The sequence below is a fragment of the Duncaniella sp. B8 genome, assembly GCF_005304985.1.
Classification (GTDB): Bacteria; Bacteroidota; Bacteroidia; order Bacteroidales; family Muribaculaceae; genus Duncaniella; species Duncaniella muris.
The window spans coordinates 2,634,584-2,648,534 of sequence record NZ_CP040121.1 but is presented as its reverse complement, the minus strand read 5'-3'; the positions used below and the strand labels follow the sequence as shown (position 1 = coordinate 2,648,534).

9 protein-coding genes are annotated in these 13,951 nt (G+C 49.8%); 3 read left to right on the top strand and 6 right to left on the bottom strand.

Going from position 1 to position 13,951, the window contains the following annotated elements:
- Window positions 1-223 precede the first annotated feature (223 nt).
- A complete protein-coding gene (locus FDZ78_RS11180) occupies window positions 224-3,226 on the top strand; it encodes a PEP/pyruvate-binding domain-containing protein (protein WP_107031531.1) in 3,003 nt (1,000 codons plus the stop codon).
- A gap of 139 nt (window positions 3,227-3,365) precedes the next feature.
- Here the strand turns inward: FDZ78_RS11180 and FDZ78_RS11175 are convergent, their stop codons facing one another.
- The gene (locus FDZ78_RS11175; protein ID WP_370291905.1) at window positions 3,366-4,142 is read right to left on the bottom strand and encodes a porin family protein; all 777 of its coding nucleotides are present in this window, start codon (window positions 4,140-4,142) and stop codon (window positions 3,366-3,368) included.
- Window positions 4,143-4,170: 28 nt separating this feature from the next.
- Window positions 4,171-5,322: a PCMD domain-containing protein gene (locus FDZ78_RS11170; protein ID WP_136408570.1), complete on the bottom strand. Its 1,152-nt coding sequence runs from the start codon at window positions 5,320-5,322 to the stop codon at window positions 4,171-4,173.
- A gap of 441 nt (window positions 5,323-5,763) precedes the next feature.
- Between FDZ78_RS11170 and FDZ78_RS11165 the strand changes: the two genes are divergently transcribed.
- Entirely contained in the window at window positions 5,764-7,182 is a 1,419-nt protein-coding gene (locus tag FDZ78_RS11165) for a calycin-like domain-containing protein (protein WP_136408569.1), read from the top strand.
- Between the two features lie 1,196 nt (window positions 7,183-8,378).
- Here FDZ78_RS11165 and FDZ78_RS11160 read toward each other — a convergent pair.
- Complete coding sequence (locus FDZ78_RS11160) at window positions 8,379-9,950, bottom strand: DUF6377 domain-containing protein (protein WP_133166496.1); 1,572 nt, start codon at window positions 9,948-9,950, stop codon at window positions 8,379-8,381.
- A gap of 296 nt (window positions 9,951-10,246) precedes the next feature.
- Complete coding sequence (locus FDZ78_RS11155) at window positions 10,247-10,681, bottom strand: DUF4293 family protein (protein ID WP_107031526.1); 435 nt, start codon at window positions 10,679-10,681, stop codon at window positions 10,247-10,249.
- 141 nt (window positions 10,682-10,822) lie between these two features.
- Here FDZ78_RS11155 and surE point away from each other — a divergent pair, with 141 nt between their 5' ends.
- On the top strand, window positions 10,823-11,596 hold the full coding sequence (surE, locus tag FDZ78_RS11150) for a 5'/3'-nucleotidase SurE (RefSeq protein ID WP_136408568.1): 774 nt from the start codon (window positions 10,823-10,825) through the stop codon (window positions 11,594-11,596).
- On the opposite strand, the gene FDZ78_RS11145 is transcribed toward surE, so the two are convergent.
- Window positions 11,585-12,613 carry a glycosyltransferase family 2 protein gene (locus tag FDZ78_RS11145; protein ID WP_240740263.1) on the bottom strand — a complete coding sequence of 343 codons (1,029 nt, stop codon included), beginning with the start codon at window positions 12,611-12,613 and terminating at the stop codon, window positions 11,585-11,587. The genes surE and FDZ78_RS11145 overlap by 12 nt on opposite strands.
- The gene (gene mtaB, locus FDZ78_RS11140; RefSeq protein ID WP_136408567.1) at window positions 12,610-13,938 is read right to left on the bottom strand and encodes a tRNA (N(6)-L-threonylcarbamoyladenosine(37)-C(2))-methylthiotransferase MtaB; all 1,329 of its coding nucleotides are present in this window, start codon (window positions 13,936-13,938) and stop codon (window positions 12,610-12,612) included. The genes FDZ78_RS11145 and mtaB overlap by 4 nt, the downstream gene beginning before the upstream one ends.
- Window positions 13,939-13,951 lie beyond the last annotated feature (13 nt).

Here is a 13,951-nt window from a genome sequence, read left to right as displayed (position 1 = left end):
TTGCTACAAACGCAAGCTTTTTTCACACATTTTTTATGCTAAAACCATATTTTTATTTTAAATAGCTCCTTTTAGGCCATTACTTGTCTTATTTTTCACTTTCTTACACAATACATGATGCAGGTCGCCATTTTTTACTATCTTTGCGAATGGATACACCACCTTATTATATATTACATTATATATTATATACTACACATAACCTCCCTTATTTATACCGACGATGACCGACGACGCTCTGAGCCAGCTCTATTTTAAAGACACCGCCTTTCAGAATCTGATGCAGAAGCGCATTTTCAACGTGCTCCTGATTGCTTCGGCCTACGATGCTTTCATGATGGAAGAAGACGGACGCGTCGAAGAACAGCTCTATTTTGAATACACAGCCCTCAACCTTTCCTCTCCCCCGCGAGTCACGCGCGCACTCAACTCCACTGAAGCAATGGAGATCATGAAGGTCAAAAGTTTCGATCTTGTGATCATGATGCCCGGCAACGATGTCAGTGAGACTTTCTCCGGAGCGCGACGCATACGCGAGGCCTACCCCGACATGCCGATAATCGTGCTGACACCGTTCTCCAAAGAGGTGTCACGCCGTCTGGCCAACGAAGATTTCTCAGGCATTGACTATGTCTTTTCATGGCTCGGCAATGTCGATCTGCTCCTGGCCATCATAAAACTGCTCGAAGACAAGATGAACGCCGATGCCGACATCAACGGTGTGGGCGTGCAGATGATACTCCTGGTGGAAGACTCCGTCAGATTCTACTCGTCGGTTCTCCCCATCGTCTATAAATTCATCCTCAAACAGTCACGCGAATTCTCCACCGAGGCTCTGAACGAACACGAACAGATGCTGCGTATGCGCGGACGCCCAAAAGTGATGCTCGCCCGTGACTACGAGGAAGCCATCACTCTCTACGAGCGTTACAGCAACCATATACTCGGAGTGATCAGCGACGTCTCTTTCATGCGCGAGGGAAAAAAAGACCCGAAAGCCGGAATACGCCTTGCCAAAGAGCTACGCTCACGCGACCCCTACCTGCCGATGATCATCGAAAGTTCCGAAAACGAAAACGCCCATGACGTAATCGAGCTCGGCGGCACGTTCATCGACAAGAACTCAAAAAAATTTCCCGTAGACCTCGGCAAGGCCATCATCAACAACTTCGGCTTCGGCGACTTCGTGATCCGCAATCCCGAAACTGGCGAAGAGATCTTCCGCATCAAATCGCTGAAAGACCTGCAGAAAAACATCTTCAACATCCCCGCCGAGGCCCTCTATTGGCATGCCTCGTTCAACGACATCTCGCGCTGGCTCTACTCGCGCGCCATGTTCCCGATTGCAGAGGTGATCAAACACCACCGCTTCCGCGACCTGAAAGATGCCCCGCAGGTGCGCCAGCTGTTCTTCGACCTGATTGTAAAATATCGCAAGATGAAAAACCGCGGAGTCGTGGCCATCTTCCAGAAAGACCGCTTCGACCACTACTCCAACTTCGCCCGCATCGGCCAGGGTTCGCTCGGAGGAAAAGGCCGTGGCCTGGCCTTTATCGACTCGATCATCAAAAAAAATCCGATCTGCGACAATTTCGACGGCATATCAATAACCATTCCGCGCACCGTTGTGCTCTGCACCGACATTTTCGATGAGTTCATGGAGTCGAACCGCCTCTACCCCATAGCCCTCAGCGATGCGCCTGACGAAGAAATCCTCCGCCACTTCCTCGAAGGCAAGCTTCCGCGCAGAATCAAAGACGATCTTCTCGCACTCTTCGAGGTGGTCGACACCCCGATAGCGGTCCGAAGTTCCAGCCTTCTCGAAGACTCCCACTACCAGCCCTTCGCCGGAATCTACTCCACCTACATGGTGCCCAAAAGCTCCGACCCGCAGCGTATGCTCAAAATGGTCACCGACGCCATCAAGGGTGTCTATGCCTCGGTGTTCTACGCCGACTCCAAGGCTTACATGACAGCCACCTCCAACATCATCGACCAGGAAAAGATGGCCGTGATCCTTCAGGAAGTGGTCGGCAAAGAGGTCGACGGCTACTACTTCCCGTCATTCTCCGGCGTGGGCCGCTCTCTCAACTACTACCCTCTCAACGATGAAAAGCCCGAAGACGGAGTGGCCGAAATTGCCGTCGGCCTGGGGAAATACATCGTTGACGGCGGTCTCTCTCTGCGCTTCTCCCCGCGCCACCCCGACAACGTGCTCCAGACCTCCGAACTCTCCCTCGCCCTGCGCGACACACAGACACGCATGTATGCCCTCGACATGAAATCGGCCCAGTCTGACAGCAACCTCATTGTCGACGACGGCTACAACGTGGCCAAAGTCCGCGTTCAGGACCTCGCCGAAAAGGGGGCTCTAAGATACATGGTGTCGACTTTCGACTTCCGCGACAACGTGATCCGCGACTCCGACTCAGGAGAAGGCCGCAAGGTTGTGACCTTCAACAATGTGCTCAAGCACAAGGTCTACCCGCTTGCCGAAGCCGTAGACTTCATGCTCACCACCGGACAGAAAGAAATGCAACGTCCGGTCGAGATAGAGTTCGCGGGCATCATCGGGCCCGACTCTAAGATGATCGGTCCGGGAGCCAAAAACAAGGGCCGCCTCTACTGGCTCCAGATCCGCCCGATAGTCGACCGCAAGGAAACCGTTGACGAAGCCCTTATGGCCACTCCTGATGAAAGACTTCTGCTGAAGTCAGGCACAGCTCTCGGTCATGGCAACATCGAAGGCGTGAAGACGGTGGTCTATGTCCGCCCGGAGAAGTTTTCGTCATCCAACAACTCGCTCATTGCCCGCGAGATCGAGAAGATAAACCGCGACTTCCTCAACCGCGAAGAGCGCTACGTGCTCATCGGGCCCGGCCGATGGGGCTCGTCAGACACTTCGCTCGGCATTCCGGTGAAATGGCCGGCAATCTCGGCAGCCCGCCTGATAGTGGAGTCATCACTGCCGAGCTACCGCATAGAGCCCAGCCAGGGCACACACTTCTTCCAGAACCTCACTTCTTTCGGCGTGGCTTATTTCACTATAGACACCAATGCCCGGCGCAAGGAAGGCGAACCGGTCACCGCGCTCTACGACGTTGACTTTCTCAACTCTCAGCCTGCGGTCTACGAAAGCGACTTCATACGCATAGTCACCTTCGACACCCCGCTCGCCATCGGCGTCAACGGACTGAAAGGTACCGGCGTAGTCCTAAAGCCCTGAGCCGCCAGGCTTCCGCATAAACCCGAACAGACAGCGCCTGCAAGATGCGCGGACAGAAAAAAATCTGTATCGCAGCCTTGCAGGCGCTGTCTGTTATAGTCAGTTTAAGAGGTTGCTTAAAACCTCGAAGTTTCGGCTATCAGAAGAGATAACCGAAACCTACATTGAGATATATCGGATAGAGATTGAATGTCACCGTCTTGAACGACGATTCGAAAATGTCATTGCAACCCCAGGCGAGATTGGCATTGACAAGCAGATGCTTATAGGCAGTCCATGTCACGCCGCCCTGCATACCCCACTGGAAATGGCGCAGATTGTCACCGAAATCATAGTTGGCACGCGAGTCGCCCTCAAACGAGATCTTCGGGCCGGTCGGATCGCCTTCACGGAGATAGCCGTCATAGACATATCCGTCAAAATCATTGCTGAACGCAAAGGCCACATATGGCCCGGCGTGAACCTTAAGGCGCTTGTGGGCCTTGAATACGGCTGTCAGCGGAAACACTAACTGCTGCGAGTGATAGCGGGTCTGCACCATGCCGGTCCAGCGGCCGCTGACAGTAGCGCCGTCCTGAATGATGGCCATACCATAGTTCTTCACCGCAGCCTTGGTTTCCATACCTTTGGTTTCAAGACGCACACCCAGAGAGAGACCCCACTTCTTCTGCACATCCATCCACTTTGTAACAGTGGCACCTATTTGCAGATTAAGTTCCGGACTGTATGAATTAATTTCACGGATTTCGGCAGGGAGAGGCAGAGGAGAAGCTCCCCCGATGTTTGTTCCGGCATAGACCTCATATTCAAACCCGTGGAGCATCGCCTTGATGACTGCCAGCGAACGGTCAACCTGAGCCGTAGCGCCAACAAAGCCGAAAGCCATCGCCAAGGCACCTATTATATAACGTTTGATATTCATTGTTCTATTTTCATTTTATAGATTAGAGGCAGACTACTTCAAGCTCATCTACAAACAGAGCGCTGCCTATAGCTCCTGAGAATTTCGCACCCTCGATGCTCGATGTCATCACCACAGCCAGTGCATAGACCCCGTTTTCAAGTTTTTCAGGATCAAGACTCTTGTCAGGACGATATTTGAATTCTACATCAAAATGAGTCCAGTCAGCAGCCCCCTTGCGCTGATCTTCATCAAGACGTGCCACGGCTATGATGTTGGGATTGTCGTCAGACAGCACATTGTTGCCATCAAGATACTCCATATCGGCAGTGCGTTCGTAGAACACTGCATAGATGTCACATTCATCAATGCGGCCGGGAACTTCCACAAGCTTACGGTCAACAAGCTTCATGAATTTTTCCCCCGGAGCATAGCGATAGTAGCCACGCAGGCCGATAGGCACATAATAGAACGAGGTACCGAACTGGGTTGCTTCCAAGGGCTTGTTGACAGCATTGGTCATATCGAACTTACCTATAAACAGATTGCCTGCAGCCAGAGGCATACCCACCATAGCGCCAAACGTTCCTGTAGAGCGGGTCACCAGTCCGGCACAACGGCCAACCACACCGTTGTCAGCCTGAAATGTCGGATATGTCTCCGGCCCTTTCTTGCCGTTGGTCAGTCCGAAGCCTTGATTTCCGCTCGCCCACACCATATTCGGCACATTGGGATCAGTCGGAGAAAGTTCCACAAATTCATCACACATACCACCCTGGGAGTTGGCCGGAACCACGCGCGCATTCTCGAAACTGTATTTCAGCGCTATCGGATCGTCATGCTTGGCAATGACCGTATAAGTCTTTGACCACTGGCCGTCTTCGGATGTGACTGTATACTCCTGCGGATCGGAGAAGTCGCGCATCGTGCCGCTCGCAGGGTCGATCGTCGCACCCGGAGTGATCTCAAATTCAGGCGCAAGCGCCGTCACATCTACAAAATTCTTTACTATAAAGGTGACCGAATGTACATCCTTGCGGTCTACAATCTCAGCCGGGCGCACAAGCAGTTCTTCCGGCAGGGAAGCTGACACAATGTCACACTCGGCATTGAGCGGTTCGTTCTCGATACATGATGACAGCCACACTGTGGAAAAGAACACTGTCATCACCTGCATCAGGCGAAAAATTTTCATATTGTGATTCAATTACTATATTTGCTTTCAAGTTACAAAATTACGCAAATCGACAGAAATCCGATGGTTTCGCCGGCATTTTTTTCATCTACGCTGTAATCTCACCGCAAATTCGGGCGATTTTTGATCTGTTTTTCCGACCGCCAAATAAATCAGCGATTCTCCACATCGGCGCAAAAATTGCTCTATTATGCTCAATCTGCAACAATTAGATAAATTCCAGCAACATTTTTTAGCTTCTGTTTGCTTAAAAACCGCAAATTATCCGTAACTTTGCCCCGAAATTTTGCGATTTTATAGACATTGGCTATGTCTATCTGAATCGGTCAAACCAAATATTATAAATCACCACGAGTTTCCTTATACACACAAAAAGGAACCGCAGACATTGTTGTGATTACAATAACGGTAACTAACCAATCATTTACATAAACTTAAATTATGAAATTTCTTTACAAATCAATGTATAGCGCCCTGCTGATGGGAGCTATGGGGCTCAACGCCACAGCCCAGCAGCAACTGCCTAACAGCGGGTTCGAAGAAGAGTGGGTTAACTGCATTCCTTGGACAAGCAATGGGAATTCTAAAGATATAGGCTCAACTCCTTCCGGATGGTGCATTTCGCAAGTTATCGGAGTCAGTGGTTTTGGCAAAACTGAAGTCGGTTTTAAAACAGAAGGCTATAATAGCGCTACTGCTGTTGAATTGAAAAACAGCCCTAATTCACTTCTGTCCACCCAAACCGTACCGGGATATATAACATTAGGCAAAACTTGGTCTACATCTGTAATGGGAAACAAAAATGATGGTGGATCATTTGGCGGCATCGAATTCTCAGGTCGTCCGGAAAGCCTGGAATTCATGTACAAACATACTGGCACAGACGGCGAAAAAGCCACAGTCGTAGCCTACCTTTGGAAAGGCCACTGGACACAAAAAGCTGTACCTGGGAATATTGTATCTTTTGGCAGTCCTAAAACCGCCAACATGGTTGACCGTGACCGCTGTGTGCTCGGCTTAGATATGTCCAGTTCTCTTGGTGGAGCGGTTACACCCTCTGATGACGCAGAGCTTATCGCTGTGATAAATGTTGAAATTGAAGACGAGACCACAACCATAAGTGAAGATAATAACGGATGGAAAAAATTCTCTGCTAAATTTGACTATAAGTCCGATGCTACCCCTGAAATGATAAATGTTGTCCTTGCAGCAGGCAATTATTTCGGAGGTGCAACTGCAGTTAAACAAGGCACATCTCTGATTGTTGATGATGTAAAACTCGTTTACCCGACCAAACCGGAAACACACGAAGGGTATATCAACATTTACTGCAAAGACCTGAATCCTGATGACCCTGAGGGCACATTAGCCAAAAACTCTGCTGCGACAATCGAAATTATCCCCACCGGCGAAAATACTTGTACCTTCAAACTTCCCAACTTCGCGCTCGGCGATGGCGATGGCGCAATGCAGTTAGGCGATATTGTTGTAGAAAATGTTACCGTAACCGAGAAAGATGGCGTCAAGACTTTTTCAGGCGTAACAAAAGATCTGAAACTGATGAGTGACATGATCTTAGCAGATGTAACAATCAAAGGCACAATCACCGGAGATGTTGCAGACATGACTATTGATGTTATCTGGACTAACTCTCCGCTCAACGAAGAAGGAACCCCGATCTACGTGACATTCACAACAAATCCCGTAACCAGCGGCATCACCGATATCACTGTTGACAATTCAAACGCTCCCGTTGAATTCTACAACCTCCAGGGTGTGCGCGTGAATGCTGACAATCTGACCCCAGGCATCTATGTTCGCCGTCAGGGCAGCCAGGTCAGCAAGGTGCTCGTGAAGTAAATTGGATGTGATTCTACAGATTCCCCATTTCATATCAAGCAGAAAGCCGCTTCATCACGAAGCGGCTTTCTTGTTTTTCTGTCTGTCGATTGACTCTATATCTATTGGAATATTTTATGTCGCAGAAACCATTTCCTGCAATCCATAAACTGATTAAATTTTACACATTGCAAAGATAGCGCATCATGCGTCCCTCCTATATACCGCTATGTAATAATCAAAATTCGATCTTAATCGAATTATCCAAACAAATCTGACTATAAGTCATTTATATCCCACTAACAAATATTCTGATCTAAACTGCAAAATAACATTTAAACGCCCGGATATAACAAAACATCACCTTTGCACAAAACACAGACGGCAAGTATCCGGTCAATGCCTCACGTGGCGTGATGGTAAATCGGTGTCCTCAACCGGACACCATGCTGCGGGAAACGCAATAGCCCGTGACACCTTCACGTGCGTTACGGTGTCACGGGCTACGAGTAAATCAGCGTCCTCCGGACGCCCATTCAGCACCGCCGTAACAGCCGGTATCCGACAGAACCCACCACGAACAGCCCCACGGGCAGCAGGCATCCAACACCATCCCGGACGGCAACGCAGGCAGCGAGTATCCGGATGAGGGCACCGATTTTCCGCCACGAACAGCCAAGCGGGCAGCGGGTGTCCGCAGGACACCGATTTACTCGTAGCCCCCGACACCGCAGCGCACAGCGCGTAGGTGTCGGGGGGATAAAAGACATCCCCCCAATATGGTGTCCGGCTGAGGACACCGATTTACCATCCCGGATACGGCCGAAGGCATCAGGCAAGGGCACAAAAAAAGAGCTGTCTTCTTCACGAAGACCGCTCTCTCTACAGAATCTAACGTAGTGTAAAATAATTCTAAAAACCTAACGTAAAACAAATCTTTTATTACCTAAATCATTTTCTTCATTCGTAAGTATGATCTCTATTGATATAATCTATAATCCAATATTCTTAACCGGAATCACCCGGTTGTCATAAGTATAACGCAAAGATAGGGCGTTTTTCACCCGCAGTCAATAGTATCGGTGCAAAATCTAAATTATCAAAACAGAATATAAGCAATAATAATTTATCAATCAATGCTTTAAATATAAAGCATTGATTGATAAATCTAAATTCGATCTAAACGGCAAAGAGCCAGAACTCCCCATTTTTCAGGCCTACTTCATGACCCCGATCTGCATAACATCAGAGTCAAAAGTCTCTCGCTCGACGGCCATATTCCTGAATTTATTGCGATAGGTATATATGGTGTTTGTTGACACACCGAGAAAGTGCGCTATTCTTGCGGTGTCATCGACCCCCAAGCGCATGAAGGCCAACACACGCAGTTCCGTAGATAGCACATTAGGCGAACTCAGCACTATCTGTTTATCGGGGAGCAACAGATGATTGAGACCTGTGATAAAGTCGGGATAGATGGCAAGGAAGGTCTCATCGAAAATCTCATCAAACTTTTCACGCTGTTCGTCCATGAACCGGCCTTCTTTCATATATTTCAGAAGGTCGTCAGTCTGACCGGCAGTAATCTTGCGCCGGCACATGCGGGTGAAGTCCTCAAGACTACCCATATAGCTCGAACAGAGATTGATAAACTCCGATATATAGGCTTCCTTTATCATATTGGCGTTAGCAAGCTGGCGCTTGACCTGCTCAAGCTCTTTTACTCGCCGTTTTCTGTGCCGATAGAAGTTACCTAAAAGCAATATAACCACCGAAAGCGTCACGATCAGCCCGAACATCATCAGCATACGCCTGTGAGAGAGCGAACTCAAAGCCTGAGATACCGGTATCATGGACTCAGAGACGAACACAGTGTTTGACATATCACCTGCCCTGACAGAATTTTCGAGCGATATAGACAGATATTTGTAGGCCCTTTCAAGATCACCGAGATCATATAGCGCACGTCCGAGGCGAGCCATCGCCGAACCTTTGAGATCGCCGTTACGCACCTCGGAGATAGCCGCAAGCGACCAGTAGCGTACAGCTTCATGTAATGAACCGAGATAGTAATACTGACCGCCAAGCATCGTCATAGCCAATGAGAAATCCGGATCTGACATATCAAGGTCTGTGGCAAGGTTGTGAAGAGAACCTGCTGACAGCGGACGCTGACCTTTGGCATAATATATGATAGACTGGGCAATCTGTGCTGACGGAGTGTCTGGCGGCAATAGCTCAAGCTGCTTTTCGGCAAAATTCATGCCTTCTTTAAGATAAGATCTGGCAACCTCGCTGCTTTCAAGTATTTCAGCTATGTAAAGATTAAGATCACGGGCGGTTTCATAATAGAGCAAACGGTTTTCCGGGAAAATGCCGTTTTCATTGACATTTTTAAGAGCATTAAGAGCATCAGGGGTAGCGCCGAATTTGCGCAATTCAGAAGCGCTGAGAATCAAAAAACGCTGCGCGCTGACCGAATCGCCGACATTACGGGCCACTTCAAGACCACGGTTGAAAACCGAAATCGCCGAGTCGCAGTTGATAGGAGCCACCATAGTGCCAAGGTCCAGATAAAGTTCCGTTCTTCTCTCCGATTGTGAGGCGATCAGTTTATTAAGCGAATCGGCCGAAGCGATGCGCTTTCTTATATAGCCGTCACGTCTTATCAACTCACGGTCAAGCAGATCAAGCAGCCCCTCTTCTGTAGATGGGAGCGACCCGGCACTACTCGCGGCCATCACCGGAGCCAGCAGTAGCAAGACGTAGCATACAAACAATTTTCTCATTAAACAAACAATAGAAATGTGTTGCAATTTTACAGACAGAATCAACATTCAGAGCGGCCAAGATGCAAGCCGTCAGTCAGTTTGAATTACGGAGATAAAAGGATTGCCAAATAAGGCTAAAGGGTTAGAAAATACCGATTAATATCAATTGATTCTTCGGCAAAGATAGTATTTAATTTTTCCAGATACAAATTTCTACGACAAAAAAATTCGCCTCCGCTTCTTTGCGGAGACGAATTGTCTATGCGGTCCCCAAAGACTGAATACTCTTCTCTACAAGAGCATTATAGCGCCAATCAACGAAGACGGTTGTAGGAATTGAGCAGTTTGACATCTTTTGATATTCCGCCGAGACCGAGAATCTCGAATATGACGGCTACAGGAAGAAGAATATCCCAGACTGAGAAATGGGCATCCATTTCCTCGGCTCCCGCCTGCTTGAAGAGTATGAAGCAGACCACTGCGATGCAGCATAGAGTCAGAAGCAGGCTGATGGTAAGCACCGTCCGCTGCAGCGGCAGATTGCGGAAAAGAAATATGTCTACAATAAGCAGTATTACGGCTGCGGCTGCCGGTATCAGAAGCCCATACTCATACATGGTGTAGAGTTTCTCAGTGACAACCGGCTGACCGGAAAGATAATCTACTTCCCCATAGGGCACAATCACAAATATCATCATCGCTACAAGCGCGAGGAAGATATAGACGGTCTGGATGCGTTGTATCTGCATAACGTTTATTTTTTTGAATTGATGATTTCATTCAACAAAGGCCACCATGACCTTCGGGAGGTCAAAAGTACTAAAATTTTAACAATTGAGCGCATGATTAGTTGGCATTTTTCTGTAATTTTGTCCAAAAATCACTGATTCATGAAAGCAGAACGCCCCCTTATACTCATAACCAATGATGACGGAATCGGGTCACGCGGAATAGCCCATCTCACACGCATAGCGGTGACATTAGGCGATGTTGTGGTCGTGGCCCCTGACAGCGCGCAGTCAGGCAAGTCATCAGCTATCAGCGTAAACACGCCTCTCTTCATCAACGAACATCAGCCGCTTGAAGGCGCCCGCATGATGAGCGCCAACGGCACACCGGTTGACTGCGTGAAGCTCGCCATGTTTGCTGTGCTTGACCGCAGGCCCGATCTGATTCTTTCCGGTATCAACCACGGATCAAACGCCGCTGTCAACAATATATATTCCGGAACAATGGGAGCCGCAATGGAAGGTTGTCTGCTTGGAATACCCTCGATAGGCTATTCGCTGCTTGACCATTCGCCCGGAGCCGATTTCGATCCACTGACACCTTTCATTAAAGAGATAACCGCCAAAGTGCTTGCCGAAGGACTGCCTGAGGGGATTTGCCTGAACGTGAACTTCCCCACCCGCTGCACTCCGAAAGGCATCAAAGTTGTGCGCGCGGCCAAAGGACGGTGGACTGAGGAATATGCCACCTACGCCACTCCCCACGGCACTCCGTTCTACTGGCTGACGGGCAAGTTCCACAATGACGAGCCTGACAATCTGGAGACAGATGAATACTGGCTGAAACAGCGGTATGGCACGATTGTCCCGATCCGCCCTGATCAGACAGCCACAGATATGATAATCCGTGTAAGGGATATCTTTTCAGAAATCTGAAAAGCGGTCGTGACGAAGCAGATAATATTCAAGAAGGATGTTCGGACGGCCGGACAGCAGATCGACACGTGGATCCGTATCATAAACTGCCTGCATACGTGAGAAATCACGATGGGCCCTGACCACAGCCCGCGCATTGCCGAAATCAAGACATGCCATGAACTTGGCCCATGCCAGAGTATCAAGCAGGCGGCGCCACACCAGACGGCGCGTGCGCCCGCTGCGCGGAAGGTTCTTGCGGAGCATCAGCAGATTGTTGCGGAAATTCAGATAGGTTTTGCGCGGATTAGAAGCCGGCAGACTCCCGCCTCCCAGATGATAGACAGCCCCTGACGGAACCGCCCACAATTGTCGGCCGGCAAGCCTCATACGCCAGCAGAGATCAATCTCTTCCATATGGGCAAAGAACGCCTTGTCAAGCCCTCCTACCGAAAGATAAAGACTGTTGTCAACCATCAGCGCGGCACCGCTTGCCCAATCGACCTGAATAGGGCTGTCATACTGCCCGCAGTCGGTCTCGACAGTTCCGAATATGCGTCCGCGGCAATATGGATAACCGTTGCGGTCAAGAAAACCGCCGGCGGCCCCGGCATATTCAAATTTTTCAGGCTCTGTCAGTGACAGAATTTTCGGCTGAACAGCTCCCGCCTCCGGATGCGACTCCATGAAGTTGAACATAGGTGTAAGCCAGTCATCCTTGACCTCGACATCAGAGTTCAGAAGCACACTATATTTATAATGTGGCGCCAATTCCTTTATGGCGAGATTATAACCTTCGGCAAAACCGTGGTTCTCGCTGAAGAGAATGGTGCGAACATTCGGGAAATCACGCTTGAGCAAGTCAACGGAGCCATCGGTCGATCCGTTGTCGGCCACGAAGACATCCGCTATGGCAGACGGAGTGTGGCGCACCACCGACGGAAGATAGGCGCGCAGAAATTTCTCGCCGTTCCAGTTGAGAATTATAACGGCCACACGGGCCGGGACTGATTCAGCCGCAACCGTCATTTCAGTCATTTTACAACCTCCCCTTCCGACTCTTCTCCTTCAGGGTTCATGGCGAGAATCGTCACTGGAGCCACAGTGTTTGACAATTCCGGAGCCGGAGCAATGTTGACACGCAGATAATTATCAGTAAATCCGGCCATCGAGCCGTCATGGCGCGGATGCTCTATCAGAAGTGGACGCGTTGTCCCGACGAAACGCGATGTGAAATTCTTCAGTTTCTTTTCAGAGACGGCGAGCATCAGACGAGTGCGCCGGTGCTTCTCTTCCTGACTGACGGCATGGGCTATTTCCAGCGCCCGTGTGCCGGGACGCTCGCTGTAGGTGAACACATGCAGGCGAGAGATATCAAGCGACTCTACAAAAGCCTTCGACTCCTCAAAGAGCTCCTCGGTCTCTCCGCGCGCGCCCACAATCAAGTCGACACCTATAAACGCATCAGGCATCACCCGGCGTATATGCTCGATCTTGCTGCGGAAAAGCGCCGTGTCGTAGCGTCGGCGCATCAGGCGCAACACCTCGTCGCTGCCGTTTTGCAATGGGATATGAAAATGAGGCATGAAGCGCTTTGATCGGCTCACGAAGTCAATCAGTTCATCAGTAAGCAGATTCGGTTCGATCGAGGAAATGCGATAGCGCTCTATTCCTTCGACTTCATCAAGAGCCTTGCACAGATCAAAGAAAGTCTCACCGGAGCCACGCCCGAAGTCGCCGATATTAACACCGGTGATGACAATTTCCTTGCCACCCTCGGCTGCCACATCGCGGGCCTGGGCGACTATCTCCTCAATCGATCCTGAGCGGCTGCGCCCACGGGCCATAGGGATGGTACAGTAGGAACACCAGTAGTCACAACCGTCCTGCACCTTCAGAAAATAACGTGTGCGGTCGCCACGCGAGCATGAAGGACTGAAAGAGCGTATCTCTTTTGTCGGCGTGACAAATGTGGCGGCCTCTTCAGCCGAAGAAGCGCCGGTGACCCGGTCGAGATAATCAGCCAGTTCGAGTTTGCGATCCGTACCGGCCACAACAGCCACACCGGGAAGCGACGCGACCTCGCCCGGCTTGAGCTGGGCATAGCACCCGGTCACCACGATCTTAGCCTCAGGATAGCGGCGTGCGAACGACCGTATCGCCTGACGGCATTTCTTGTCGGCGATCTCGGTGACACTGCATGAATTGACCACTATAAAATCAGGCCTGTCACCATCATGGACACGCTGAATCCCACGGGAGGCAAAGATGCGCGCCACCGTGGAAGTCTCGGCGAAATTCAGTTTGCATCCAAAAGTATGAAACAGTGCAGTCTGATTTCCAAAAGTCTCCTTATCAATCAAGGTATGTCTCTTT

Coding starts and splice junctions, on each gene's coding strand:
- FDZ78_RS11165 (WP_136408569.1), top strand. CDS start 5,764: ATGAAATTTCTTTACAAATCAATGTATAGCGCCCTGCTGATGGGAGCT.
- FDZ78_RS11180 (WP_107031531.1), top strand. CDS start 224: ATGACCGACGACGCTCTGAGCCAGCTCTATTTTAAAGACACCGCCTTT.
- FDZ78_RS11160 (WP_133166496.1), bottom strand. CDS start 9,950: ATGAGAAAATTGTTTGTATGCTACGTCTTGCTACTGCTGGCTCCGGTG.
- FDZ78_RS11170 (WP_136408570.1), bottom strand. CDS start 5,322: ATGAAAATTTTTCGCCTGATGCAGGTGATGACAGTGTTCTTTTCCACA.
- FDZ78_RS11145 (WP_240740263.1), bottom strand. CDS start 12,613: ATGACTGAAATGACGGTTGCGGCTGAATCAGTCCCGGCCCGTGTGGCC.
- FDZ78_RS11155 (WP_107031526.1), bottom strand. CDS start 10,681: ATGCAGATACAACGCATCCAGACCGTCTATATCTTCCTCGCGCTTGTA.
- surE (WP_136408568.1), top strand. CDS start 10,823: ATGAAAGCAGAACGCCCCCTTATACTCATAACCAATGATGACGGAATC.